The 24,812-nt window shown below is 62.0% G+C and carries 20 protein-coding genes; 10 read left to right on the top strand and 10 right to left on the bottom strand.

Features of this window, described 5'->3' with window-relative positions:
- Nucleotides 1–10 precede the first annotated feature (10 nt).
- Nucleotides 11–1,492, bottom strand: a complete 1,482-nt coding sequence (locus G533_RS0106075; RefSeq protein WP_027949193.1) for a flavin-containing monooxygenase — start codon at nucleotides 1,490–1,492, stop codon at nucleotides 11–13.
- 145 nt (nucleotides 1,493–1,637) lie between these two features.
- On the bottom strand, nucleotides 1,638–2,810 hold the full coding sequence (locus G533_RS0106070) for a transposase (protein ID WP_027949192.1): 1,173 nt from the start codon (nucleotides 2,808–2,810) through the stop codon (nucleotides 1,638–1,640).
- A 120-nt stretch (nucleotides 2,811–2,930) separates the two neighbouring features.
- On the opposite strand from G533_RS0106070, the gene G533_RS20765 reads away from it, so the two are divergent.
- The 4 genes from G533_RS20765 to G533_RS0106050 all read left to right on the top strand — a co-directional run bounded on the left by G533_RS20765 (nucleotide 2,931) and on the right by G533_RS0106050 (nucleotide 8,285).
- Entirely contained in the window at nucleotides 2,931–4,016 is a 1,086-nt protein-coding gene (locus tag G533_RS20765; protein ID WP_051230028.1) for a helix-turn-helix transcriptional regulator, read from the top strand.
- A gap of 183 nt (nucleotides 4,017–4,199) precedes the next feature.
- On the top strand, nucleotides 4,200–4,400 hold the full coding sequence (locus tag G533_RS0106060) for a cold-shock protein (protein WP_027949191.1): 201 nt from the start codon (nucleotides 4,200–4,202) through the stop codon (nucleotides 4,398–4,400).
- Between the two features lie 154 nt (nucleotides 4,401–4,554).
- A complete protein-coding gene (locus tag G533_RS0106055) occupies nucleotides 4,555–6,468 on the top strand; it encodes a DUF3604 domain-containing protein (RefSeq protein WP_051230027.1) in 1,914 nt (637 codons plus the stop codon).
- A 92-nt stretch (nucleotides 6,469–6,560) separates the two neighbouring features.
- A complete protein-coding gene (locus tag G533_RS0106050) occupies nucleotides 6,561–8,285 on the top strand; it encodes an SLC13 family permease (RefSeq protein WP_035526764.1) in 1,725 nt (574 codons plus the stop codon).
- Here the strand turns inward: G533_RS0106050 and G533_RS20760 are convergent.
- Nucleotides 8,282–9,295 carry an aromatic ring-hydroxylating oxygenase subunit alpha gene (locus G533_RS20760; RefSeq protein WP_051230026.1) on the bottom strand — a complete coding sequence of 338 codons (1,014 nt, stop codon included), beginning with the start codon at nucleotides 9,293–9,295 and terminating at the stop codon, nucleotides 8,282–8,284. The two genes, G533_RS0106050 and G533_RS20760, sit on opposite strands and share 4 nt — an antisense overlap.
- A 234-nt stretch (nucleotides 9,296–9,529) precedes the next feature.
- On the opposite strand from G533_RS20760, the gene G533_RS0106040 reads away from it, so the two are divergent.
- Genes G533_RS0106040 through G533_RS0106030 form a run of 3 tightly spaced genes read left to right on the top strand, consistent with a single transcriptional unit; the run spans nucleotide 9,530 to nucleotide 12,001 of the window.
- On the top strand, nucleotides 9,530–10,303 hold the full coding sequence (locus G533_RS0106040) for an SDR family NAD(P)-dependent oxidoreductase (protein ID WP_035526758.1): 774 nt from the start codon (nucleotides 9,530–9,532) through the stop codon (nucleotides 10,301–10,303).
- 4 nt (nucleotides 10,304–10,307) lie between these two features.
- Nucleotides 10,308–10,934: a nuclear transport factor 2 family protein gene (locus G533_RS0106035; RefSeq protein ID WP_027949187.1), complete on the top strand. Its 627-nt coding sequence runs from the start codon at nucleotides 10,308–10,310 to the stop codon at nucleotides 10,932–10,934.
- Between the two features lie 8 nt (nucleotides 10,935–10,942).
- Nucleotides 10,943–12,001 carry an alkene reductase gene (locus tag G533_RS0106030; protein WP_205622562.1) on the top strand — a complete coding sequence of 353 codons (1,059 nt, stop codon included), beginning with the start codon at nucleotides 10,943–10,945 and terminating at the stop codon, nucleotides 11,999–12,001.
- A gap of 62 nt (nucleotides 12,002–12,063) precedes the next feature.
- Here the strand turns inward: G533_RS0106030 and G533_RS0106025 are convergent, their stop codons facing one another.
- On the bottom strand, nucleotides 12,064–12,822 hold the full coding sequence (locus tag G533_RS0106025) for an SDR family NAD(P)-dependent oxidoreductase (protein ID WP_027949185.1): 759 nt from the start codon (nucleotides 12,820–12,822) through the stop codon (nucleotides 12,064–12,066).
- A gap of 215 nt (nucleotides 12,823–13,037) precedes the next feature.
- Here G533_RS0106025 and G533_RS0106020 point away from each other — a divergent pair, with 215 nt between their 5' ends.
- Together G533_RS0106020 and G533_RS0106015 are read left to right on the top strand one after the other, a co-directional pair.
- Nucleotides 13,038–13,790: an SDR family NAD(P)-dependent oxidoreductase gene (locus G533_RS0106020; RefSeq protein WP_027949184.1), complete on the top strand. Its 753-nt coding sequence runs from the start codon at nucleotides 13,038–13,040 to the stop codon at nucleotides 13,788–13,790.
- Between the two features lie 12 nt (nucleotides 13,791–13,802).
- On the top strand, nucleotides 13,803–15,272 hold the full coding sequence (locus G533_RS0106015; protein ID WP_027949183.1) for an alanine/glycine:cation symporter family protein: 1,470 nt from the start codon (nucleotides 13,803–13,805) through the stop codon (nucleotides 15,270–15,272).
- Here the strand turns inward: G533_RS0106015 and tauD are convergent.
- From tauD to G533_RS0106000, 3 genes are read right to left on the bottom strand one after another with little or no spacing between them, the layout of a single operon-like run.
- Complete coding sequence (gene tauD, locus G533_RS0106010) at nucleotides 15,266–16,090, bottom strand: taurine dioxygenase (RefSeq protein ID WP_027949182.1); 825 nt, start codon at nucleotides 16,088–16,090, stop codon at nucleotides 15,266–15,268. The genes G533_RS0106015 and tauD overlap by 7 nt on opposite strands.
- Nucleotides 16,091–16,147: 57 nt before the next feature.
- Nucleotides 16,148–17,530: a sensor histidine kinase gene (locus G533_RS23360; protein WP_051230025.1), complete on the bottom strand. Its 1,383-nt coding sequence runs from the start codon at nucleotides 17,528–17,530 to the stop codon at nucleotides 16,148–16,150.
- Nucleotides 17,527–18,231, bottom strand: coding sequence for a response regulator transcription factor (locus G533_RS0106000; protein WP_027949181.1), 705 nt, complete (start codon nucleotides 18,229–18,231; stop codon nucleotides 17,527–17,529). The genes G533_RS23360 and G533_RS0106000 overlap by 4 nt, the downstream gene beginning before the upstream one ends.
- Nucleotides 18,232–18,403: 172 nt before the next feature.
- Here G533_RS0106000 and G533_RS0105995 point away from each other — a divergent pair, with 172 nt between their 5' ends.
- Nucleotides 18,404–18,868 (top strand): Spy/CpxP family protein refolding chaperone, encoded by a 465-nt coding sequence (locus G533_RS0105995; protein WP_027949180.1) that lies wholly within the window; start codon nucleotides 18,404–18,406, stop codon nucleotides 18,866–18,868.
- An 11-nt stretch (nucleotides 18,869–18,879) separates the two neighbouring features.
- Here G533_RS0105995 and G533_RS20750 read toward each other — a convergent pair whose 3' ends face one another.
- The 3 genes from G533_RS20750 to mnmC1 are packed head-to-tail and all read right to left on the bottom strand — an operon-like array spanning nucleotide 18,880 to nucleotide 24,673.
- On the bottom strand, nucleotides 18,880–21,834 hold the full coding sequence (locus G533_RS20750; protein WP_035526755.1) for an insulinase family protein: 2,955 nt from the start codon (nucleotides 21,832–21,834) through the stop codon (nucleotides 18,880–18,882).
- A gap of 35 nt (nucleotides 21,835–21,869) precedes the next feature.
- The gene (locus G533_RS0105985) at nucleotides 21,870–22,652 is read right to left on the bottom strand and encodes a glutaminyl-peptide cyclotransferase (protein WP_027949179.1); all 783 of its coding nucleotides are present in this window, start codon (nucleotides 22,650–22,652) and stop codon (nucleotides 21,870–21,872) included.
- Nucleotides 22,649–24,673, bottom strand: a complete 2,025-nt coding sequence (mnmC1, locus tag G533_RS20745; RefSeq protein WP_051230024.1) for an FAD-dependent 5-carboxymethylaminomethyl-2-thiouridine(34) oxidoreductase MnmC1 — start codon at nucleotides 24,671–24,673, stop codon at nucleotides 22,649–22,651. The genes G533_RS0105985 and mnmC1 overlap by 4 nt, the downstream gene beginning before the upstream one ends.
- Nucleotides 24,674–24,812: the final 139 nt, after the last annotated feature.

Below are 24,812 nucleotides of genomic sequence, written 5' to 3'. Positions count from 1 at the left end.
AGGCTTCCGGCTAAGTGTGGCTCGCGGCCGCGGGCGCCGGCAGGTTGAAAGCGCTCCAGTCCGGTTCTGCCATGCAGTCGACGAAACGCTGGAAATTCCACGGCCAGCTGGACGGAATGCCCTGCGCGTCCAGATACCAGCTCACACAGCCTCCGCGGTACCACACGGTTTGCTTGGCCGCTTCCACGCGTTCTTCTTCGAATGTTTCCATGGCATGCATGCTGGGCTCGATGGCATCGCACTCGCCGGCGTCGAGGCGCGCAATCAGGCGCTCGATATAGCCCCACTGGTGTTCGGCGATGTCGATCAACGAGAAGTTGCCCACCGGGCCGTTGGGGCCGTTCAGCATGAACAGGTTGGGGAACCCTGGCATGGTGACAGCGAGGTAGGCCTTGGGCCGCTCCTGCCAGAATTCACTGAGCTGCACGCCATCGCGGCCGGTGATGGACATGGGCCGCATGAAGGCATCGGCGTGGAAGCCGGTGGCGTAGACGATGACATCCAGTTCGTGCAGCTCGCCATCCACGGTGCGTATGCCATTGGCTTCGATCGCCCGGATACCATTGCTCACCAGGCGGGCCTGCGGATGTTGTATGGCCTGGTAATAGTCGGGTGAGAAGATCAGCCGTTTGCACAGAGGCAGATGATCAGGGCGCAGCCGCTCGCGCAGTACCGGGTCGGTGACCGATTGCTCCAGATTGTCACGGCAGGCCTGTGCCATGGCCTGTGAGGCCTCCGATTCAATATCGGTAATGGATTGCGTGTAAGCCTCCACGGCCGCCATGTATTCGTCGACGTTCATGGCCTTGGCCAGCACCTCCGGGTCGCGAAACGCGGCGCGTTCCTCTTCGCTGAAGCGGCCGTTTTCCACCGGCATGATCCACTGTGGCGTGCGCTGATAGTGCTCCAGCAGGGCTGCTTTTCCGGCCAGCGCTGAAACAATCTGCACGCCGGTCGAGCCGTTGCCGATGACGCCGATTCGCTTGCCCTCCAGTCCGACACTGTGATCCCAGCGGGCGCTGTGGAACAGGGCGCCCTGGAAGCTTTCGGCGCCGGGAATCTCCGGGTAGTTGGGCTGATGCAATACACCTGTTGCCGCGATGAGAATGTCGGCGACATCCGTATGGCCGCTGACAAATTGCAGTTGCCAGCGGCCATCGCGGTAGCTGGCATCGTTGCACTCTTCACCGAAACGGGTGAGTTCATTGATGCCGTACTTGCGCGCTGTACGTTCAAAATAGGCCTGGATTTCAGGCCCGGGAGGCAGGTGACGAGTCCAGTCCGGGTTGCGCTCGAAGCTGTAGGTGTAGAAGTGCGAGGGGACGTCACAGGTCAGCCCCGGGTACGTATTCTCGCGCCAGGTGCCGCCGACCCTGTCGGCTTTTTCATACAGGGTAATGTTCTGGTAGCCCAGGTCCTGCAGGCGAATGCCGGCGAGTATGCCGGCCATGCCAGCGCCGAGAATGACAATGCGAGGTTGTTGCTCAGGCATGAAACTGTATCCGTTAACGAAGTGTGAGCGGCAGCTTACGCCATCCCGCGCCTACACCGGGGGGCTTAAATGTCATAAAATAGTACATAAGTGACATGTGCCGCGCGTTGACTCATAACAAAAGGTAACCATGGGCTGCTCGGATTCAGAGTCGTTGCCTCACATTTGAGGTAACCGTGACGTACTGGAAAATGTGTCTAAGTTTCTTCTCAATCCGCTGTTTCAGTGTAAAGGGATTCAGGCCCTGATGAATCCTCTCCAGCGAGTCTTTGGTTTGCGGGTCGATGTGTTCTGATGCCATGACGCGCTGATAGGGCGTGAGTGGTGTGGAATAGCTTTTCACATACTTTGAGTTTACGCGCTGTTTGCTGAGAAGCTTCATGCTGGGGCAGAAGTGGTTTTGATAGAACGACCACTCCTTGGCATAGAGGTCATTCATCAGGGCCACCAGCAGCGGATCGCCCAAGCGATCGTAGCCAAAGAGCTGGCGCACGTGAGACCAGTTTTTTTGCTCAACATGCGCATTATCGTTTTTCCGGTAGGGCCGGGACCGAGTGAAGGAGCGCACGGTGGGATGGTCGGTGAAGTAGTCCATCAGGTGGTAGTTCAGGAATTCAGATCCGTTGTCACAGTCGAATCCGCGCAGCGGGAACGGCAGGTGTGACTCGATGTGCTGGATCTGCTCGATCACACCATGGGCACCCTTGTTCCAGGTGGCGCGAATCTCGGTCCACGTCGTGAGGATATCGGTCATGGTAAGGGACCAGATGAAATCGCCGGCCAGGCTGTTGCCGCAGTGAGCGACGGTGTCGGCCTCCATGAAACCCGGTTTAGACACGTCCCAGAAATGCGTGCGAATCGGGATTTGGTTCTTCAGGAGAGAACCGGGTTTGGTGCCACTGAGACCGCGATGACCTTGCGCGGTTCTGGCAGGCTTGAGGAGGCGGTCGATGGTGGCGGGGCTGATGGTCTGGAGCTGCTGTCGTGTTTCATCCGTCAGCGGCTTGTAGCGGCTCTCATAGAACGGTAGCCACAGTGGGATGGCGGCTTTGAGCTTCTTGGAGCACATCTGGTCGGTAGCGAACCAGATCCGCTTGAGGGCGGTGAGCAGTTCGGGGCTGTCATAGCGCGGCTTGCGCCCTGCTCGCTTTGGCGGGTTGCGACGCGTTGGCTCTGTGAGCAGACGAATAGCGTATTTGCGGTTGTAGCCGCAGACCTCACAGAACTCGTTCAGGATGATGGTCTTGCCTGTTTTGGAGGCACGACGATAACGAGAGCGGATGGCCTTGAGGTAGGCCTGGCGCTCATTCTTGCCCATAGTGCAGCCCTCAAACGTTGGGTTACCTGCAATATGAGTCAACGACCTCTGTACACGAGGCCTCTTGGTTACATTATTTGTGAGTCAATGCGGCCGCCACTCGCGGCAAGGAGCTTTTATATGGCTCGCGCCCGACGCAAATCTCGCCCGCTTGAATCGCTCGCCAGAACCCACCCCGGGCAGCGCGGCCTGGCCAGCGATGCCTTTGCGCCATTGGTCGATCTGCTCGCGGCGGAATTGAAACACAGTGGGGATGTTGCGGACCTGCGTCGCCCTCCAAGAAGCCTCGCGCAATTCACCGCCTGGTACCTCTCGACCATTCAGCGACTGGAGGCCCGCTTGAGCGAAGCCCAGCGCCACAGGCCGATGGCGCGCAGCGAGGTGGAGTTGCAGTGTCGTCTGGCGCTCTCTGCTGGAACGCTGGAGGAGGCGGTGCAGCTCTGCGCACAATTTGCCGCCCTGTTGTCCCCCCGCGCCGGGCGCATTGGCCTGGAAGTCGATAGTGAGCGGGCCACCTTCCGGCTGGATTCGCTGCGCCCGCGGGTAACCAGTGCCAGTAGCCTGGTCGACATCACCGGGTTGTTTGCCTACTTTCAATTGCTACAGTGGCTGGCGGGGCGCAACCTGCCGCTACAGCGGGTGCGAATAGGGCCGGTGCGACGTGAAGATGTGTTGCCTTTCCTGCGCCTGTTCCAGGCCCCGGTGCTGGCAGGCGGGGAGGGATACGCCCTGGACTTCCCGCTTGAGGCCCTGGCTTTGCCGGTAGTGCGCACGCCCGCAGAGTTTCCGGCATTTTTCACCAACTTTCCCTGCGATGTATTTGGTCCACGCGGGCGTGCCCTGGCCGAGCAGGTGAGCGCATTGCTCGCGGCGGCTTTGCGGCAAGGGGCTGCGCTGCCGAGTCAGGCGCAGCTTGCCGGGGGCCTGGGCCTCAGCTTGTCTACATTCAGGCAGCGCCTGCATGCGGCGGGTACCGGCTACCGTGCGTTGCGAGAGGAGGCCCTGCGGGGTGCAGCGCATCGTGCGCTGCTGCAAGCGGATGCGTCGGTGGGGGACATCAGCCAGCAGCTGGGTTTCGCTGACGCGGCCACCTTCAGGCGCGCGTTTCGGCGTTGGGAAGGTGTCACGCCGGGTGCCTGGCGCACGCAACGTATCGCCGGCGGCACTGCGGCAGGCAGCGCTGGTGGGCATTCAGCCGGTCAATAAACCGTTGACCGTTTGTTCCGGTGGTGTATACTCGGTTTTGCTTGAACGTTTTACACCTATTTATGTATACCATTTCGAAGTCCGCAGTTAGTACCTCGTCCCTGTTTTCATAAGTAATTGCACTACCTCAAGCCTTACCGCCCTTTCGAGGGTTAATCTCTACCTGAAATACAGGAACGCAACATGGCTACTGGCACCGTAAAATGGTTTAACGAAACTAAAGGCTTTGGCTTCATCGAGCAGGAATCAGGCCCGGACGTCTTCGCGCACTTCAGCGCCATCTCCGGCTCTGGCTTCAAGACTCTGATTGAAGGTCAAAAAGTCGAGTTCAACATCACGCAGGGTCAAAAAGGCCCGCAGGCAGAAAACATCGTCGTCGTTTAAACACGACGCTGTTCTGCAAAACCCGCGCCGGCAACGTCGCGGGTTTTTTTGTCTTTGAATTCGACACGTACGGTTCAATATCTACGCACGCGGCGTTTGCCCGCCACACCGCTAGGCCCTATGGTAAAGCCCGAGTGAAATTGGGGAATACCGCGTGCGACAGATTACATCGGGCAATGTTGTAGCAACGCTGCTGGCAGTGCTGCTGTTGGGGGTAAGTAGCCAGTCGCCTGCCAGCGAGCTGGAGGCGCGTGAGCGCTGCGATCACTTCACCTCCACCAAGCGGCCGTTTTTCGGTGACCTGCATGTGCACACCCGCTACTCACTTGACGCCAGCACACAGGGTACGCAAACCACGCCGGCGCAGGCCTATCAATTTGCCCAAGGTGGACGCATCGGCGTGCAGCCCTGGAGTGTCGACGGCAAGGCGCAGCGCTCCCTGCAGCTCGCCCGCCCGCTGGACTTTGCCATGGTGTCAGATCACGCCGAACTGATTGGCGAAGTCGAAATGTGCAACAACCCTGAGGTGACTGGACACAACAGCTGGCAGTGTCGCTTCTACCGTGCCTGGCCGCGCGGTGCCTTCTACCTGTTCAACTACATGGCAGCGATGCGGGCTTCGCACCTTGGACTCTGTGGAGACGATGGCGAGCTCTGCGACGCGGCGGCGCTGGCGCCCTGGCAGGAAATGCGTGATGCGGCGGAAGCGCACTATGACCGCAGTAGCGCCTGCGCATTCACGACCTTTATCGGCTATGAGTGGACCGGTGTGGCTCCCGCAACCGGTGGCAATCTGCACCGCAACGTGGTGTTTCGCAACGCACAGGTTCCCGAGCTCCCCGCGAGCTACATCGATACCCCGGGCGAGACCCTGCTTTGGGATGCGCTTGAGAACGATTGCAACGACAGCGACAGCGGTTGTGAAGCCCTGGTCATTCCACACAACTCGAACCTGAGTGCAGGGCAGATGTTTCCCCTGCAACGCGCCGATGGCAGCCCCCTGGATGCGGATTATGCCGCGCAGCGCCAGCGCATGGAGCCGCTGGTGGAAATCATGCAGCACAAGGGGGCGTCGGAGTGTTTTTATGCCCCCGGCACCACCCGGGATGAACTGTGCGCTTTCGAGCAGCTGTCACGGGACAATATTGCCCGCTTTGATACGCCGCCACAGCCTGGCACCGGCTTTCTCCGTGATACCTGGCTGCAGGGGATTTCGCAGCAGGCGCAAACGGGTATCAACCCCTTTCGCTTTGGTGTGATCGCCAGTACCGACACTCACCTTGGGGCCCCCGGCGCCGTCGCTGAAGCGGACTTTCTCGGGCACGGGGGGGACGGCGTGCCCGCGCTGAAAGCTGTGCCCCCCGGGCTGCCAGACAAACTGGAGTACAACCCGGGTGGGCTGGCGGTAGTCTGGGCTGAGCAGAATACGCGGGATGCGCTGTTTATGGCCATGCAGCGCCGCGAAGTCTACGGTACCAGCGGGCCGCGCATCGTCAGCCGCCTGTTCGCGGGCTTCGACCTGGAGCCCGCCCTGTGTGCAGCGCCTGATATGGCGGCGCAGGGCTACGCGCGCGCCGTGCCGATGGGCTCCGATCTCGGCCCCGCACCGGTTGGCGCGGCGATGACGTTGTTGCTGGCAGCCCAGCAGGACGCCGGCGCCGGCACCGAACCCGGTTTGCCGCTGCAGAAAATCCAGGTGGTGAAAGGGTGGTTGGACGCCGACGGCGAGCGCCATGAGCGCGTGTACGACGCAGTGGGTGACGCAGAGCCCCGCGGTACCGTGGATACCGCCAGCTGTGCCACTGGAGGCAGCGGGCATGCGCGCCTGTGTGCGGTGTGGAGTGATCCTGATTTCGACCCCTCGGAACGGGCTTTTTACTACAGCCGGGTTGTCGAGAATCCCAGCTGTCGCTGGAGTCAGCGCCTTTGCGTGGCCGGTGGCGTGGATTGCAGCCGGCCGGAAACCATTGGCGAGGGATTCGAGGGCTGCTGTGCCGCCGAGCATCGCCCGGTCGTACAGGAGCGCGCCTGGAGTTCTCCCGTCTGGTACCAGCCGACGACACCCTGAGTGCGCAGGAAGCACCCGATGGACCTGTTCCCTCGCAGACGTAGCACGTATGCTTGTGCGCCAAGTTGGCTGCGGTGGCTGGATACGCCCTGATGATTGACCAGATTCTGATATCCCTGTTGTTTCTCGGGTTGCTGGGCGGCCTGATTTTTTCCGGTTGGGCGGCATCGAAGATTTTTGTCGGCGCCATGCTTGCCGCTTATTTCCTCGGCCTGGTCGAGACATCGCAGATGTTGGAGAAGGCAACCAATACGGGCCTCGTGACCTTGATGCTGCTGTTGCTGGTGTCCATCGGCCTGGAAAAACTGTCCTGGTTGAATCGCCTGTCGGGCAAGCTGATCTCGCCCAGTTATGTGCTGAGCCTGTTGCGGCTGGGCGGGGTGACCGCACTGTTCTCGGCGTTCGTGAACAACACGGCGGTGGTGGCCACGCTCACCACCACGGTGCGCGCCAACCGACACCACCCTGCGTCCCGGTTACTCATTCCGCTGTCCTACGCAGCCATTCTGGGCGGCACGCTGACCCTGATCGGCACCTCTACCAACCTGATCGTGAGCAGCTTTCTGGAGGATGCCACCGGTTCAGGGCTGGCGTTTTTTGACTTTTTGCCCGTCGGCCTCGCCGCGGCCAGCGCCGGGCTGCTGGCGCTGCTGTTTTCGGCACGCCTGCTGCCCTCCAGCAGCAGCGACCCGGTACCGGTCGCCGAGTACGTGATTGAGGCCGAAGTGTCGGCGCAGTCCAGCCTGGTGGGCAAGACGCTTGCAGAAAATGGTTTGCGCGAGCTGGACGCGCTGTTTTTGGTAGAAATCGTGCGCGCGGAGCATCTGATTTCACCGGTTGCGCCAACTGAGTTCATCGAGGCCGGCGACAAGCTGATCTTCTCCGGAGACATTACTCAACTCAACGCCCTGGATAGTTTTGATGGGCTGCACCTGTTTGCGGTGGACGAGGGGCTGCTGCGGGAAAACATGGTGGAGGTGATTGTCATGCCCAATGCCGCCATCGAAGGCAAGACCATCAAGGAATCCGGCTTCCGTTCACTGTTCGACGCCGCCGTGGTGGGTATGCGCCGGGGTGGCAAGCGCCTGTCGGGCAAGCTGGGCAATATCACCATTGCAGCCGGTGACAACCTTATGCTCGCGACCGGCCCGGACTTCAACGAGCGCAAGAACCTCGACAAGAATTTCGTGGTTGTGGACGAAGCGGTTGGCGCCTCGAAGATCACGGCGTTGCAGAATGTATTCGTGACGCTGCTGCTGGCAGGCGTGGTGGTGTTGTCCGCGCTGGAGCTGTTGCCCCTGATCAAGGGCCTGGCGCTGCTGCTGGTGTGTATGCTGGGCCTGGGTTTGGTGCGGGGTTCGGAGCTGCGCCGGCGTTTTCCATTCGAAATCTGGTTGATTATCACCTCGGCGCTGACGCTGTCGCAGGCGCTGACCAACTCTGGCCTGGTCGCGCTGCTCGCAGACGGGTTGCAGGGGCAGCTGACGGTGCTGGGCCCCTGGGTCGCTATGGCCTGCATTTACCTCGGTGCACTGTTGCTGACCGAGGTGATGACCAACAACGCCGCGGCAGCCCTGAGCTTTCCCATTGCCTTTGGCATCGCCGAAAGCCTGGGCGTTAATCCGCTGCCTTTTGTGATGGCCGTGGCCTACGGCGCCAGCGCCAGCTTCCTGACCCCCTATGGTTACACCACCAACCTGATGGTGCAGAACCTCGGAGGCTATACGCTGCGCGATTACTGTCGCAGCGGCTTGCCGGTGTCGCTGGCCTATTCGGCCACGGTGCTGTGGTTGCTGCCGAAGGTCTTTCCCTTCTAGCGACCCCCCACCGTTGGGCGCCAGCTGTCGGTGGTGTAGAACTGCGAATACCACTTGCGGAACTTGGCGAAGGGGCCATCGTTATCGCATAGCAGAGGTTTTTCGAAGTACTGTTTCTGGCGCCAGATGATGCGGTCTTCCTCCATCTGTTTGCAGATATCCTTGACGATAGCATCGGACACGCCGCCGGTTTGCTCCTTGCCGTCCACCTTTTTCTGGATAAACGCGTAGAACGCGCGGCTGTTTTCCTGGTCGACGGGGGTGAGGTTGGCCATCAGCACGGTGTCGCAGATGCCACTGAAACGCACCGTCGCCTGACCGGGGCCATTGTTACTGTTTTCGATGATGCCGGTGATCTCCCCGCGTGGCGTGGCCATCTTGCTCACCAGCTTGCCCGCACGGCGCACCCCTTCAAAGGTCATGAACTCGGGCGTTGGAATATTCTGGGTGCCGTGCACATACAAGAAGTGCGCGGAATCCACGGCGTTCTCGCCGATTTCCTGCATATGCGTCTCAATATCCCAGGTATGGATCTTGAAACTGCCCCAGGCATCGTTACCGGCGGCAGCTTCCTCGATCAGCTCTGGCTCGAAGGAGGGAGCTTCGCCTTCGGGGTGGTACCAGACATAGATGACCTGATTCAGCTCGCGCACCGGCCACGGCTGGATAACCTGTTCGCCGCGCGCAATCTTGGGTGGGAGATTCGTGGCATAGGGGACATCGGTACACTGTCCCTCACCGTTGTAGGCCCAGCCGTGGAAAGGGCAGACGATGGAGTCACCGCGCACCTCGGAGCCGCCGCCGGCCTGGCCGCGAATGCCGTAACCAAGATGGGCGCCCATATGCGGGCAGTAGGCATCGAGCACTTTTGCTTCACCGCTTTCGGTGCGGAACAGTACCAGATCGGTGTCGAAGTAGCGCAGCGGCATGGACGCGGCAGCGGCCAGCTCGTGGGAATAGGCGACCTGGAACCAGCCCAGGGGCATTGGCATGGGGATACGTTGGCTCATAAAAAGTCTCCGTGAGAGCAGGATTGGCGAGTCGAGGCCACTCTACGGCAGGCGCGCGGCGATTGGTATGACTTGCAAATTCTGGCTGAAACGTTACTGGAGTAAATAATTATACCCGGTCCGCTATTCGTCCCGGGTGTGTGTTTAGGCCTGAATTCGCGCCACGGCCAAGGTTGACCGTTGGGCCTCGCGCTGCCTAAGCTGGCCGACGTTTTTAATTGCTGGGGTACGCACATGAGATTGCAAGGCAAGGTCGCCATTATCACCGGAGCAGGTCAGGGCATCGGGGCAGCAACGGCGCTGCGATTTGCCGAGGAAGGCGCCGCGGTGGTTCTCGCAGCGCGCAGTCAGGACAAGCTTGCCGCGGTGGCCGCGACCATCGAGGCCGCAGGCGGCAGGGCACTGGTCTGCCCGACCGATATCGCCAACGAAGAAGCGGTGCGGGCGCTCGTGGCCAGCACAGTCGAGGCATTTGGTCGCCTCGATGTCGTGGTGAACAACGCTGTGTTGATGGTGCCGGGAATGCTCGCCAACCACGACACCAAAGCCTGGCGCCAGAATTTCCTTGTCTCCCTCGACGGTGCCATGTTCCTGATGCGCGAGGCCTACGCGCAGCTCAAGGCCAATCGGGGTGCGGTAGTCAATGTCTCTTCGGTCTGTGGTCTGCGCGGCTCACCCGGTACGGCGGGCTACAGTGCAGCCAAGGCCGCGATGATCGGACTCTCACGTAACGCAGCGATGGAATGGGGTAAAAAGGGCATCCGTGTGAACACGGTCATCCCCGGTGCATTTCTTACACCAGCCACCGAGGCGGTGATCCCTGACGATGCCTCCCGCGATGCAACGGCCAAATCAATTCCCATAGGTCGCATTGGCGATCCGCGCGAGTGTGCCAATGCCATTCTGTTCCTGGCCAGTGATGAGGCGTCCTATATCACCGGTACAGAGCTGGTGGTTGATGGTGGCCGGGTTGCCGAATTGAACGCCGGCACGGCGAGCTGGGAGTAGGCGCATGAGCGAGGAATCCCTGCTGCAGCGCATTGACCGCCTGGAGTCGCTCGACGCCATCCGCCAGCTGGTTGCCCAGTACGCCCTCTCGTTGGACATGCGCGACCTCGATGCGCACGTCAACCTGTTTGCACCGGACATTCGTGTGAGTCGTGACAAAGTGGGGCGAGCTCACCTCAAGCGTTGGCTGGACGATACCCTGCGGCTCCAATTCACCGGTACTTCGCACCAGACGGGTAACCACATCATCGAGTTCGATGACGCGGACCACGCCCGGGGCGTGGTGTATTCCAAGAACGAGCATGAAACCGGCCCGGAATGGGTCATCATGCAAATGCTGTACTGGGATAACTATGAACGTATCGACGGGCGGTGGGTGTTTCGACGCCGGCTGCCCTGCTACTGGTATGCCACGGACCTCAACAAGCCACCGCTCGGCGATATGAAAATGCGCTGGCCAGGTCGCGAGCCCTACCACGGGGCTTACCACGACCTGTGGCCGTCATGGGCAGAGTTCTGGGCCAACGCACCCACCACAGACGAGCCGGAGGTGGCCCTGCCGGCGCCGCTGGATGAGTTTCTGACCACAATGCGTCGCGGGGCTGCAGAGCCACGCATTCGCGTACGCTAGGAGTGACCGTGAATCTGCTGACCCCTCTTGAACTGGGTGCGTTGCACCTGCGCAATCGTATCGTCATGGCGCCCATGACACGCAGCCGTTCGGATGCCGCTGCCATGCCCAACGCGCTGATGGCGGAATACTATCGGCAACGTGCCGGCGCGGGCCTGATCATATCGGAAGGTATTGCGCCCAGCGCCAATGGCCTGGGCTACTGCCGCACGCCCGGCATTTTTACCGACGCGCAGGTGGCAGGCTGGCGTGACGTCACCGAGGCCGTGCATGCGGAGGGCGGCTGCATCGTTGCCCAGATCATGCACGTGGGGCGTGTAGCCAGCCACTACAACAAGCCTGCCGGGAGTGAAACCGTGGCACCGTCTGCAATTGCGGCCAAGGCGCAGATGTATACAGACGCCGCCGGCATGCAGGACATGGAGCAACCTCGCGCACTTGAGCTGGCGGAAATTCCCGCGGTCATCGATGAGTACCGCGAGGCAACGCGCAGGGCGCTGGAGGCAGGCTTTGACGGCGTGGAGCTGCATTGCACCAGTGGCTACCTGCCGGCCCAGTTCCTCTCGACCGGCAGCAACCAACGCACGGATGCCTACGGCGGCAGCGTGGAGAATCGGGCGCGTTTCGCGCTGGAGGCGCTGCAGGCCATGGCGGAGGTCGCCGGGGCCGATCGGGTGGGTATGCGCATCTGCCCGGGAAACCCCTTCAACGACCTGGCCGATGACAACCCCGAGGAAACCTTCGACTACTTGCTGGGGCAGGCCGCCACCCTGGGGCTGGCCTACCTGCACGTCATTCGCATGCCCAAGGGGCCGGTGGACAACCTGGCTCTGGCCGCCCGGCATTTCGGCGGCCGGTTGATTGGCAATGAGAGCTTTTCACTGGATGAGGCCGATGCCGCCGTCTCCGCCGGTGAGCTGCAAGCCGTATCATTCGGACGACCCTACATCGCCAATCCGGATCTGGTAGCCCGCCATGAGCGGAAGCTGCCGCTGGCGAAGTTTGACATCAATACACTGTATACGCCGGGGCCTGAGGGTTATACAAGTTATCCGCCTGCCGAGTAGGCAGGCGTGCATGCCGGTGAGGCCGCTCTGGCCGTGTCACCGGCACGCTGTTTGCCACCGTGCTATTTGATCGCTCCACCGCCATCCACCGAAAGCAGCTGGCCGGTGATGAACGAGGCGCGATCGCTGCACAGGAAGGCGACCGCCTCGGCAATCTCCTCCGGCTCGCCGAGACGGTTCAAGACTGAATTCTTCTTCAGCTGCTCCGCCATTTTCGGCTGCTCCTCGAAGTACTTTTCCACGCCTGGTGTGCGAATCACGCCGGGTGAAACCGCATTGATGCGGATACCCTGGCCGCCGTACTCGGCGGCAGAGCTCTTGGTCAGAATGTTCACGCCGCTTTTTGCTGCGGCATAGGCGGTGTTGAAAGCCTGGCCCTTGAGCGACGCATTCGAGGAAATGTTGACGATGGCACCACCGCCGTTGGCCAGCATTGCGGGAATCTCGTATTTCATGCACAGCCAGGTATTGGTCAGGCACATCTCGAGTGTCTGGTCGAAAACCTCACGGGTGAATTCATGAATCGGGCCGGAGCCCCGGCTGAGTGCGGCGCTGTTGCAGGCAATGTCGAGCCGGCCCCAGGCCTCCACCGCGGCTGCCACCATCGCTTGCACCGACGTCTCGTCACTCACATCGCCGTGTACAAAGCGCGCGTCGCCGCCGGATTCGCCAATCAGTTTCACGGTATTGTTACCGGACTCCGCGTTGAAGTCGGCCACCACTACCTTGGCACCTTCACGCGCGAAGCACAGGGCTATCGCCTGACCGATGCCCTGGCCGGCCCCGGTTACGATGCCAATCTTACCGTCAAGTATTCCCATGGTCTCTCTCCTGTAATGTGCAGACAGTGATGGCCATATGATACTCCGAGCATGCGTGGTCCTTGGCGCCGGGTGATAAACATCCACGACGGGGTACAAATTGGCAGTATGCCTCTGGCTAAGGGCAGTTTGCGGGCTTGCCGAGCCGCGCCGGCTCTGTCACTCGCAGCCCGGCGCCGGTATGCTTGAGGCTCAAACAGTTGTGGAGAACGCCGATGAGTTTGCAAGGAAAAATAGCGCTGGTAACCGGTGCCGGCCAGGGCGTGGGGCAGGGTATCGCCTTTGCGCTGGCTGCCCAGGGCGCGCGTGTTGCGGTAACCGGCCGTACCCTTTCCAAGCTGGAGACCACCGCGGAAGAAATCCGCTCGCGGGGCGGCGAGGCTCTGCCGCTGGTCTGTGAGGTGAAATCGCCGGAGTCGATTGCGGCCTGCATTGACGCCGTGGTGGATGCCTGGGGCGGAGTGAATATTCTGGTGAACAATGCCCAGGAGGTACCGCTCGGGCGCCTGCACGACCTCACGGACGACGCCCTGATGGCGGGCTGGGAATCCGGCCCCATGGCGACCTTTCGTCTGATGAAGCTCTGCTATCCCTACCTGAAGGGCGATGGTGTGATTATCAATCTCGGCAGCTCCGCGGCCAAGCGCTGGGATATGGCAGGTTACGGTGCCTATGCCGCCGCCAAGGAGGGCATTCGTGCCTTAACGCGTGCGGCGGCTTGTGAGTGGGGACCAGACAACATACGCTGTAACGCCATTCTGCCGCACGCCATGTCACCGGGCATGGAGTGGTGGATCAACAACAATCCGGAGGAGGCGCATGAATTCCTGTCGCAGATTCCTCAGCGTCGCGTGGGCGATTGCGAGCAGGATATTGGCCGGTTTGTTGCCCTGCTGTGCACCGATGGCGCCAACTACGTCAATGGGCAGAGTATCGCGCTGGACGGTGGGCAGGCATTTCTTGGCTGATCGGCCCGCAGGGTGAGCCTGGACCAGCAGGTTGAAGCCCTTGTGCGGCCGGTGGCGGATACGCTGTCGCATGTGGTGTTCTACCCGGTAGAACTGTTCGGTCACGGGTTCCCGTTGATCGTGCTGTGGCTGGCCAGCGCCGCCGTATTCTTCACCCTGTATCTCGGCTTTGTGAATGTGCGCGGTTTCACCCTCGGCCTGCGCCATGTGCGCGGGCGGTTTCACAATCCGCGCGCACGCGGCGAGATATCCCATTTCCAGGCCGTGGCAACCGCTGTTTCCGGTACCGTGGGTATCGGCAATATCGGCGGCGTCGCGGTGGCGATCACCATCGGTGGCCCCGGCGCAGCCCTGTGGCTGATGGTGGCGGGTTTCCTGTCCATGTCCACCAAGCTGGTGGAGTGCACCCTCGGGGTGAAGTACCGGCGCAACAATCCGGATGGCTCCGTATCCGGCGGCCCCATGTTCTACCTGGAACGCTACTTCGCCGACCGCGGGGCTCCGCAGTGGGGGCGCCTCCTCGGCGGGTTCTACGCCACGGCGCTGGTGATTGGCTGCTTTGGTATCGGCAACATGTTCCAGTCTAACCAGGCGTACGTGCAGTTTCTGGTGATCAGCGGTGGCGAAGCCAGTTTTTTTGCTGAGCGCGGATGGCTGTTTGGCTTGTTGATTGCCGCGGCGGTGGCGCTGGTTATTATCGGCGGGATTCGCAGCATTGCCCTGGTGGCGTCGCGTATCGTGCCGCTCATGGCGGTGCTTTACGTGGTGTCTGCACTGGTCATCATCGCCTTGAGTGCCGCGCAGATTCCCGCCGCGATCCAGTTGATAGTCAGTAGTGCGTTTTCCATGAGCAGCGTCACCGGCGGCATGGTGGGTGCCATTGTGGTCGGCTTCCAGCGTGCGCTGTTTTCCAATGAGGCCGGCATCGGTTCGGCGTCCATCGCCCACTCTGCGGTACAAACCAATGAGCCGGCTTCCGAGGGACTGGTGGGCCTGCTGGAGCCATTCCTGGACACCGTGGTGATATGTACCCTCAGCTCGCTGGTGATTGTGACGGTGGCCTACCCAAATGGCTTGCACGAGCAGGGGTATGAGGGCATCGCGCTGACGTCGGCATCCTTTGCCCACCATATCAGCTGGGCGCCATACCCACTTGCCTTTGCCGCGCTGCTGTTCGCGTTTTCCACCACCATTGCCTGGGCCTACTACGGGCTCAAGGCGTGGACGTATCTGGTGGGTGAGGCGCAGTGGCGGCAGACGCTGTTCAAAGCGGTGTTTTGTGGTTTTGTGGTGCTTGGCTGCATGATTGAGCTGTCGGCTGTGCTCGACTTTGCCGACGCCATGATATTCCTCATTGCAGTACCCAATATTATCGGGCTCTACCTCTATGCACCTGAGGTGAAACGCGACGTGGCAGACTACATGCGCCGCGTTCGCTCTGGCGCCGTGCGTACCACCGAGCAGTACCCACCGCTTCAGTAGGGCAGGTCGCCGTCCACGGTAATACGCTCCATGCGGCGATGCGCGGGAAAGTAATCGTTGACCGGTTTGTGTTGTGTGCTGCGGTTGTCCCAGATGGCAATGCTGTGGGGGCGCCAGTGGAAGCGGCAGGTGAACTCGTCCGTCACCACGTGTCGGAACAGGAAATCCAGCAGTGCGCGGCTCTCGTTGGGCTTCAATCCCTCGATATGGGTAGTGAACAGGCTGTTGACGAAAATCACCTTCTTTCCGGTTTCCGGGTGCGTGCGGATGACCGGGTGACGTACCGGGGGGTTGGCGTCAACGGCGTCGGCCAGGCGCTCACGGCCACCGGGCTCTGCCAGGCTCTCCTTGAAGCCCCAGCTGAAGTCGTGCACCGCCACCAGACCTGCCAACAACTGCTGCATGGGTGTAGACAGTGCATTGTAGGCTGCAGTCATGCTGGCCCACAGTGTGTCGCCACCACGCGCCGGGATAATCACCGACTTCAGGACGGTGGCCTGCGGCGGGTGTTGCCGAAACGTCATGTCCGAGTGCCAGGCTTCGATCCTGGTTGGCTTCTCCGGCGTGCTTTCCAGAATGGTGATCTCGGGAAAGCCCTCGATTGTGGCGTAGGCCGGGTGTGTCTGTAGCGGGCCAAAACATGAGGCTAGCGCGTGCTGCCGGCCAGGGTTGATATTCTGGTCGCGGAAGAAAATCACCTCGTGTTCATTGAGCAGCCTGCGCAACTCTGTCACCTGCTCTGGGACCAGATCCTGCGCCAGATCAATGCCCGAAATTTCGGCGCCCAGGGCCCCGGCAAGTGGTGTGACGTCGAACATGCGGTGTGGCCTCCGGCCAGTCAGTCAGTGGCGGGATTCTAGCATTGCTGCAGTGCTTTACGCAGGGTCCTGTGCCCACGCGGGCAGGCTGATCCGCATAGCCAAACCGGGGCGGGTGTTGCGCGCGTCGATAGTACCGCCATGCATCATCAAGGCCTGCCGGGCGATCGACAGGCCCAGACCGTGTCCCCCGGTCTGGCGGGCACGCGCTGTATCCACGCGATAGAACGGTTCGAATAGTCTCGCCAGGTCCTCCTCGGGCACACCGGGGCCCTGGTCGGCGATCACCACTTCATAGCGGGTCGCGGTTTTTCGCAGCTGGACGTCAATAACCGTTTGCGCGGGGCTGTAGCTGCAGGCATTGCGCAAGACGTTGTCGAAGGCCTTGCGCAGTTGGGTGCCGTTACCGACTACCAGGGCTTCTTCTACAGCGCTGTGAAACTTCACCCGGTTGATGTCGCCCACTTCGAAGCGCGCATCCGCACACAGCTCGTCGAGCAGCGCGACGAGATCAATGTGTTGCTCCAGGTCACTGCGTTCTGCCTGGCTCTCCAGCAGTTCGGCGACGAGGCTCTCCAGGCGCTGCGCTTCGCGTGTAATACGCGGCAGCTGGGCTGTGGCATTGGCCGGGTTCTGCTCCGCCAGACCCAGTGCAACCTGCAGGCGCGCCAGCGGTGAACGAAGTTCATGTGACACATCCGATAACAGTTGCTTCTGCGCACTGATGCGCTCTTCGAGTAGCCGAGCCATATGGTTGAAATCACGCGCCAGATCGTCGGTTTCATCGCCGCCCGCTTCACGTACCGAGATGCGGGCCTGCAGGTCGCCCGCGGCCAGCTTGCGTGCCGCGCCACGCACGGCAGCAAGACGCCTTGTAAGCAGGCGTGATACGACGTAGCAGAGCAGCCCCGACACCAGCGTGGCGAGCCCGGCCCGCAACCAGAAGTTGTCGCCCAGCAGGTTGACCAGTGGTATACGCGGAGCGCGCAGAATCAATACCGACCGCAGCGGACCTGAGTCCGCACGGTACAGCTGATGGCCCAGCAGTTGCTGCGTGCCGCGTCGCTGGAACACACGGCGTCGGTCGCGATCCAGCTGGGCTGCAACGCGCGCCGCTGCAGGTGGCACCGTGCGTTGTAAAAGGTCATCGCCGGCCGCGTCCAGAAGATAGACCTCGACATCGTGCCTGTTCTGCGAACTTCGAATGATGCGGGGCAGTTCATCCAACGGTGCATTCTGTAATTCATAGAGCAGGCGGACGAAAACCCGCGGTGGCCCAGCCGGTCGGTCGGGGTGACGCGAATCGCTGGTCAGCGAGCCGACGTTTGGCATGAGTGTGTCGAGGTAGTTCCCTGCGAAAATTGCGCTGCCCAGGACAACGATAGTGACCAGCCAGAAGCCGAGGAAAATACGCAGGAAGAGGGGCATGGAGCGGGTCATCGTATGCCATTTCCCTGCACCAGATACTGATAGCCCGCGCCACGCACACTGGTGATGAGGTTGCCGGCACCGCCGCAGGCAAGCAGCTTCTTGCGAATTTTACTGATATGAACGTCAACACTGCGATCATAGGCCGACAGGGGGCGTCCCAGGGCCTGCTGGCTCAGTTGATCCTTGCTGACCACACTGCCGGCATGCTGCAGCAGGATGCGCAGGATATTGAACTCGGCGCTGGTCAACTGCAGGTCCAGGCTGTTCCAGGTGGCCGTGCGCTCGGCGGCGTTGATGGCAAGCAGACCGACGATGGTGTCGCCGCGCGCAGATGAACCCTGGTTGCCCGCACGCCGCAGAATAGCCCGCAGCCGCGCGGCAAGCTCGCGCGGATTGCAGGGCTTGGCAAGATAGTCATCGGCCCCGAGTTCGAGCCCGACGATCCGGTCCGTATCCTCGCCGCGCGCAGTCAACATCAGTACGGGTGTGCTGACGTTGGCGCTGCGCAGGCGGCGCAACAGTTCAAGCCCCTGCATGCCCGGCAGCATCACGTCGAGTATGATGGCCTCATACGTTGTGCTCTGGGCAACCTGCAATGCTTCGGCGCCGTCGTGGCAGCTGTCGACCGCAAAGCCATCGGACGACAGGAACTCGCGCAGCAACTGACACAGTTCCCGGTCGTCATCAATCAGCAGTATGCGTGGGTCCATCAGGGCGGTGCTACTCGCGTTGAATACGGGCACAGTGTGCCGTGAGGCGTTGCGAAACACCACGGCCGCAGCATGATAACAACCATTCTTTACGCTTCTTTACGCTCTCTACGCACTGCTTAACCGCCCGCCGACCTATTATGATCCTGCGTTTCATTCACAGGAGAGAGTCATGAAAACACGCACTAACCGTTTTATTCGTCGCGGCACTGCCGTCATTGCACTGGCCGCGGCCATCGCTGCCGCCCCCGGTTTCGCCGCGCCGGAACGGGGCGACCCCGAACGCATGCTGGAGCGCATGACCCGGCATCTCGAGCTTTCCGAGTCGCAACAGTCCGCGATTGGTGAGCTGCTGCAGGAAACCGCAGCTGAGGGCGCAGACGACAGGGCGCGGATGAAGGAAATCCGCGAGGCACTGCGCGCGCAGGGCGAGAACTTTGATGCCGCTGCCAGCGAGTCACTGACGCGCGAATTGGGGGAAGTGACCGCGCGCAGCGCCTACCGCCGGACAGAAACTCGCGCAGCTGTGCGAGATTTACTGAACGAGGAGCAGCGCGCTGAACTGGATGCAGCGGAGAGCGCGCGCGGTGAGAAGGGCGGGAAGCATGGCTCCCCCGGTGATCGCCCGCGCCAGTAGCCTGGAGGCCGTTACAGCGTCTCCACCACCAGCTCGAGCTCGGCCAGCGCCGAGCCGAGCATTGCCTGTTGCTTCTGGTTGCTGACCACAGCGGTGCTCGCGCGCTCGGGTGTTAGATAGGTCGCAGTCACACGCCGCAGGTCTTCAAGTGTCACCGCGAGAATGCCGTGTCTGAATGCCTCCCGCTGTGCGTGACTGCGGCCGAAGAGTGTGTTGTAGAAGTGTTGTCGCGCTTCACCCGCCGGCGAGGCCGGCTTGTCCAGGCTGCTGATTACGCCAAGAATGGCTTCTTCCAGCGCGCGTGGGTCGTGTTGGGTTTCCAATAACCAGCGCACTGACTCATCGAAATCCTGCAGCGTATCGAGGAGTCTCGGGTCGCGGTAGGAATAGAAGCGAAACGCGGCAATACCCGAATCCTGGCCGGCGCCACCACCGTACGCGCCGCCTTGTTCGCGAATCGCGCGGTGCAGATAGCCGTTGCGGAGGAAACCGCCGAGTACAGTCAGAGCAGGTGCATCGGGGTGGCCGATTGCGACCGTGGGGTAGGCGCGGGCGCAAAAGTTGACCTGGGTGTTGGCAACCCAGAATTCACGCCGTGTTTCACTCACTGCAGCGGCGCTGAGAACAGGCTGTCCGGCGCTGCCGCCGGGCACATCACGCCAGTGCTGCAAGGCCTCGCTGCACACCGCCGAGATGGCGTGTTCGTCGGCAATGGCGAGCAATTGGCGGGGCATGGCATTAACGGCAGAGTGGATGCCCTGCAAGCCGTTGCGCAAGGCTTCGAGTGCCGCGGGTTGCTGCAGGCGATCGTCCAGCGCTTTCAGTTGCCGAATGCCCTCGAGTCCGCCCAACCGGTGGTTGATTTGCGCCAGGCCACTCATGCCGGCGCAGGCAGCGGCCATCGCAAGAGCGTGACCGCTGCCGGTGACCGACTGTTCGCGCCGCGCCCGGGACTGGCTGATCAGTTCTTTGAGACGGGCATCTTCATCGAAACGCACCTGCTCCAGGGTGTCACGCATCAGTGTGATCTGGGCGCCGCTATTGCGTGCCAGAGCCCGCGATGACAGCGAAAAGAATCCTTGCAGCTGTTGTGCGTCATCCACTGCGCTGCGCAGCGATGTGCTGGCGCTGATGCTGCCTACGCTCGCGGCCTGGCGGTGCTGTACCTCCAGGTAGCTTTCGTCGCCGAGTCCCACCTCGGTCAGCATTCGCGCGTACAGGGGCAGCAACGAAATAGCCTCGCTATCAAGGGCGGGCAGCGGAGCCACGAGGTGCTGGTAGACCAGCCCGTTCGTACCCTGGGTATAACTGGTGAGGCGCAGCGGGCCCTGAGTGTGCTCAGTGCACTCGAGTTCCGGCAGTCGCTCCGGCACGTCAGCCAGCGTCACACACGGCAGCACACCCGGGTCATCGCTGCGTTTCTGGCGCTTCTCCAATTGCTCTGCGAGGTCGATAACCGCCTGCTTCTGGGCCTCATCCATGTTCGCCTTGAGTGCTGCCAGCCGCTCGGCCTCGGCTTCCAGCCTGCGTTGCGAGAGGTGCGTATCCGGCGTCATGACCAGTGTGACGCGGTGGGGGTTATCGAGTAGCAGGCGTCGCGCCAGTTGGCGAATGTAGCCAGGGTCGTCGATTTTTGCGCGTAAAGTGTCCAGTACCGGGTCGAGATCCAGCACGGCCACCGGGTCGGCATAGTGGGTGGCGGGTCCAAGCGCCTGCAGAATCAACTGCAGGCCATAGGGGTAGCCACCGCCTGTGACTTCACGTTGATGCAACTCGAGCTGGTGGAGCACGGCCTCCAGTTGCGCCTGCGGTACACCGTCCCGTGCCACGCGCTCGATCACCTCGAGCACCAGCGCTTCCACGGCATCCCGCGACGACGCCTCGCTGCCTTCGATGCCGCAGCTGAACACCATTTCGCGCTGCGAATCTTCTAGCCCGCAGAGAGGCGAGGGCGCCTGTCCCAGGTCGGTTGTCTCCAGCGCGTGCATGAGAGGAGAGGCACTGTTGTCCAGCAGTACGCTGGAGAGCAGTTGTGCTTCCAGTTGCTGTTGCAGGTCCGTGCTTTCTCCGAGCAGCCAGCCGATGACGATGTGCGTTTTACCACTTGTATCGCCGGAGTCATCCAGCGCGTAGCTTTCTGCCACTCGCTTCGGCTCGCGCAGGCGCTGCTCGCGGGGCACGGCGATGTGCTCTTCAAGACGCTGGAAACGTTGCAGGGCACGGGCTTCGAATACCGCCTGGTGCTCGTGTGCGGGAATGTCGCCAAACGTCATGAAAATGGCGTTGCTGGGGTGGTAATGGCTCTGGTAGAAGTCTTTCAGTTGTGCATAACTGAGGTCCGGAATGTGTTCCGGATCGCCGCCGCTGTTGTAATGGTAAGTCACGGAAGGAAACAGGTGTGCGCACAGGGTTTGCCAGAGCGTGCTGGAAACCGAGCTCATGGCGCCTTTCATTTCATTGAATACAACTCCTTTGAATACCAGGTCGCTGTCCGGGTTGCCGGGCTCCGCGAAATCTACCCGGTGGCCCTCCTGAGCGAAGTCCAGCGGGTCGAGGCGGGAGAAAAACACCGCGTCCAGGTACACGTCGAGCAGGTTGTCGAAGTCCTTGCGGTTCTGGCTGGCGAAGGGGTAGGCGGTCCAGTCGCTACTGGTAAACGCGTTCATGAACGTATTGAGGGAACGGCGCAGCATCATGAAGAACGGGTCGCGCACAGGGTAGCGCTCGCTACCGCACAGGGCGGTATGCTCCAGAATATGCGCCACGCCGGTAGAGTCCGTCGGCACCGTGCGCAACGCTACCAGAAACACGTTCTCACTGTTTTTCGAGGCCAGGTGGTAGTGCATCGCCCCCGTGGCGGTGTGTTCGTATTGCTCGACCCGCAGCTGCAGCGACTCGATCTCGTGGCTGCGCAAAAGCTGGAATGCGGCGTGGCTCTGTGCCCCGCCGGGAATCATCTGGTTCATACCTGTCCTGTCGTAAACAAAGTGTAGGCGCCATTCTAGCGCGAAACAGGCCCGGCTGCGGTGGCGGGACGCACTTCGATACGGTACATCCAGGGCCAGTTCTTGCCGGTTACCCAAATGCCACCGTCCTCGGGGTTCACGGCAATGCCGTTGAGCACGTCAGTAGACGGCTCGCGCTCCGGTAATGGCAGCAGGCCCTGAAGGTCGATACTGCCGGTGACTTCACCGGTTGCCGGATCGATGATCACGATGCGGTCTTCCTGCCAGACGTTCGCCCAGACGGCGCCGTCGATCCACTCCAGCTCATTCAGCCGCGCCACCGGCATGCCGTCTTCGAGCACAGCGACAGTGCGCTGTCGCTGTGCGGTGTCAGGATCAAGAAAATACAGACGGTGGCTGCCGTCACTGTAGATCAGCTGGCTGCCATTGTGGGTCAGGCCCCAGCCCTGGCCCGGTATCGACAGCGCGACGAGCGGTTGCAGGTCGGCTCGGCGGTAGACGAGTAGCCTGCGTGCCCTCCAGGTCAGCTGGTAGATGTGTTCTCCCAACACAGTAATACCCTCGCCAAACAGGCGTGGGTGCAGACGCTGCTCGGCCAGCAGTTCGCCATCGGTGAAACGGTACTGCAGCAACCGTGACTGCCCGTAGCCGCCGGTCCCCACAAACAGCATGCCGTCAATAATCTGCAGGCCCTGGACGAAATGGCTGCGCGACTGGGGCTTCTTTTCCAGAATCTTGAAGGTGTAGCGTTCGGTAGCGGATGCGGTGAGCGCGACAAGCGCGAGCAGCGCGCTGCAGATCAGGTGACAAGCTTTCAAATCCGGTTTCTCCCCAGGTCGCGTAGTAGAAAGCGCGCCGGCGCCAGGGCGCGCAGTATTTCCGGTTCGACGGGCAGCGACTCGCCACACAGCTGGCTTGCCAGCAGTTCCGCCGCCAGTGGTGTGGAGGTGAGTCCACGGGAGCCGTGCCCGGTATTGAGGTAGAGGCCTTCAATATAGGCACCCTCCGCCTCGATAGCGCGGCGCGCGTTGTCACGCAACGCCGCGAAGCGCTGCAGAAACATCGCCCGGTCGGGCGCGGGCCCCACCAACGGCAGATAGTCCGGACTGGCGCAGCGCCATTGGGTGCGCCCGGGCAGAGCGCTATCCTCCAGCGTCGCCAGTGGCTTGGCAAGTGTCGGCAATGCGGCGCGCAACTGCGCGAGGTTGTAGGCTTGGTCTGCGGCGCGCAGGTCAGGGTCGGTGTCACCGGGCCCGAAGGTGGCGCCGATACAGTGCTCTCCACCTCGGGCAGGGGCAATGTAACCCCGGTGACAGAGTGCCGCGCGCAAAGGCGCCAGCTCAGGCAGTGCGGGCAGTTGCGTGGTTTGGCCGCGTATCGCACGCAGTGGCAGCCAGTCCAGCCCGTCGAGCGTGCTGCAGGCTGTGCCCGCGGCGACCACCACGGCGGGAGCTGCCGCCACGAGTTCGCCGGCTGCATTCAGCGCCTGCCAGTTTTGGCCGTTACGCTGCAACCGCAGCGCTCCGCAGTGCTCTCTCAGCACGATGCCGGGCTGTTGCAGCAGGGCGCGGCATACGGCGGGTGGTGACAACCAGCCTGACCGCGGATACCAGTAGCCGGCGCTGGTCTGCTGAATACCGATGAGTTGCGACGCTCGTTCGGCGTCCGCGACCTGGGCAAGCTCTGGTACTGCATGCAGCAGGGGCCGCATCCGCTCCAGCTCGGCGATGTTGGTGACCTGGTGAAAGCTGCCGCACAGCGCCCCGTCCTCACCCTCGTGCAGTGCGCCGCTGGCAAACGCGGCGGCGTATTGGCGTACCGCGAAGTCGAAACTGCAGAGGGCGAAGTCAGTCAGGGCCGAATGACGGTGTGAAAGCCGGGTGTACATGACCCCCTGGGCGTTGCCCGATGCCGCCTGGGCCGGCTTTCCGCGTTCCAGCACGGTGACCTCGAGGCCGCGCCGCACCAACGCTGCCGCGGTGTGGCAACCGGCCAGGCCCGCCCCCAGCACCAGCACCTGGCCAGGTGGTGTGCGGCTGTGCCAGGGCAGGTCCCAGCGCGGCGCCCCGGCGGTAGCTTTGTGCTGGCTCTGGCGCGCCTGCGCGCTGCGCGGCTTTTTCCCTGTGGTGGTCGAGTGCTGCCCGTGGCGCACAGCAAGCCCCATCGCCACGCTACCTGCAAGGGGGCTACCTGCCGGCGCGGGCATGGCGAAGGTGGCACCTGGGCGGCTGAGCGCCGCGATCTGTGGCCACAGGCTTTCGAGCCCTGAGTGTTCGCTGCTGTCGGGATCATCGGCACAAAGGTGCCAATCGTCCACGAGTGCCGTGTTGCCCTGGCCGAGATCCGCGAGCACCTCATCCACCGCGCCCCACCACAGGTCCAGCGTGACTGCACCTGAGTCAAAAATTGCCCGGTGTACACCGGGTAGGGGCTGTGGGTAGTGCCTGCGCAGTGTATCGCCGAGTTCCGCCAGGTGGGGCCAGGCTGCGAGGCTCGCGGCCAGATCGCTGCCTGCGACTGGCAGCCGGTCAATGGCAATGTAGTGCAAGCGCTGTGCGCCAGCCGCCGGGTGCTCGCGTGTCCGCCAGCGCTGCCAGGTGAGGAGAAAGTCGAGCCCGCTGCCAAAACCGGTGGCGGCTATCGTGAAGACGCGCGCGCTGTGTTCTTGCCAGCGTTTCTCGAGGTGCGTCCCGGAGAGCGCCCTGTGCTCCTGCTGCGCGGCTGAACTGCGCTTGCTAACCGATTCGCTGGCAGTGCCGGTGCCAGGCGGAACAACAAAGTCCCCGCTGGGAACGTGGCGCGCTGGCAGCGATGCCCAGGGTTGATTGTCACGCCGCATGCCGGTACCCGGTGGCGGCTTGCGGCCTGGCAGTTTGATCGCGATGTGGCAGGTGGGTGTTGCTCATGGCCCGTTCTCTGATGCTGTTGCGCGGCGCCGCAAGCGTAGCAGACAAACAGTCCCCTCGGGGTGCCGTCAG

This window comes from Haliea salexigens DSM 19537 (assembly GCF_000423125.1).
GTDB classification, from domain to species: domain Bacteria; phylum Pseudomonadota; class Gammaproteobacteria; order Pseudomonadales; family Halieaceae; genus Haliea; species Haliea salexigens.
This window is presented reverse-complemented; position numbering and strand designations above follow the sequence as displayed.

What these genes read in the sequence shown, in the direction of transcription:
- G533_RS0106000 (WP_027949181.1), bottom strand. Translation starts at nt 18,231, where the DNA reads ATGGACCCACGCATACTGCTGATTGATGACGACCGGGAACTGTGTCAG.
- G533_RS20765 (WP_051230028.1), top strand. Translation starts at nt 2,931, where the DNA reads ATGGCTCGCGCCCGACGCAAATCTCGCCCGCTTGAATCGCTCGCCAGA.
- G533_RS0106025 (WP_027949185.1), bottom strand. Translation starts at nt 12,822, where the DNA reads ATGGGAATACTTGACGGTAAGATTGGCATCGTAACCGGGGCCGGCCAG.
- G533_RS23360 (WP_051230025.1), bottom strand. Translation starts at nt 17,530, where the DNA reads ATGACCCGCTCCATGCCCCTCTTCCTGCGTATTTTCCTCGGCTTCTGG.
- G533_RS0105995 (WP_027949180.1), top strand. Translation starts at nt 18,404, where the DNA reads ATGAAAACACGCACTAACCGTTTTATTCGTCGCGGCACTGCCGTCATT.
- G533_RS0106040 (WP_035526758.1), top strand. Translation starts at nt 9,530, where the DNA reads ATGAGATTGCAAGGCAAGGTCGCCATTATCACCGGAGCAGGTCAGGGC.
- G533_RS0106075 (WP_027949193.1), bottom strand. Translation starts at nt 1,492, where the DNA reads ATGCCTGAGCAACAACCTCGCATTGTCATTCTCGGCGCTGGCATGGCC.
- G533_RS20760 (WP_051230026.1), bottom strand. Translation starts at nt 9,295, where the DNA reads ATGAGCCAACGTATCCCCATGCCAATGCCCCTGGGCTGGTTCCAGGTC.
- G533_RS0106020 (WP_027949184.1), top strand. Translation starts at nt 13,038, where the DNA reads ATGAGTTTGCAAGGAAAAATAGCGCTGGTAACCGGTGCCGGCCAGGGC.
- G533_RS0106070 (WP_027949192.1), bottom strand. Translation starts at nt 2,810, where the DNA reads ATGGGCAAGAATGAGCGCCAGGCCTACCTCAAGGCCATCCGCTCTCGT.
- mnmC1 (WP_051230024.1), bottom strand. Translation starts at nt 24,673, where the DNA reads ATGCGGCGTGACAATCAACCCTGGGCATCGCTGCCAGCGCGCCACGTT.
- G533_RS20750 (WP_035526755.1), bottom strand. Translation starts at nt 21,834, where the DNA reads ATGAACCAGATGATTCCCGGCGGGGCACAGAGCCACGCCGCATTCCAG.
- G533_RS0106050 (WP_035526764.1), top strand. Translation starts at nt 6,561, where the DNA reads ATGATTGACCAGATTCTGATATCCCTGTTGTTTCTCGGGTTGCTGGGC.
- tauD (WP_027949182.1), bottom strand. Translation starts at nt 16,090, where the DNA reads ATGTTCGACGTCACACCACTTGCCGGGGCCCTGGGCGCCGAAATTTCG.
- G533_RS0106060 (WP_027949191.1), top strand. Translation starts at nt 4,200, where the DNA reads ATGGCTACTGGCACCGTAAAATGGTTTAACGAAACTAAAGGCTTTGGC.
- G533_RS0106035 (WP_027949187.1), top strand. Translation starts at nt 10,308, where the DNA reads ATGAGCGAGGAATCCCTGCTGCAGCGCATTGACCGCCTGGAGTCGCTC.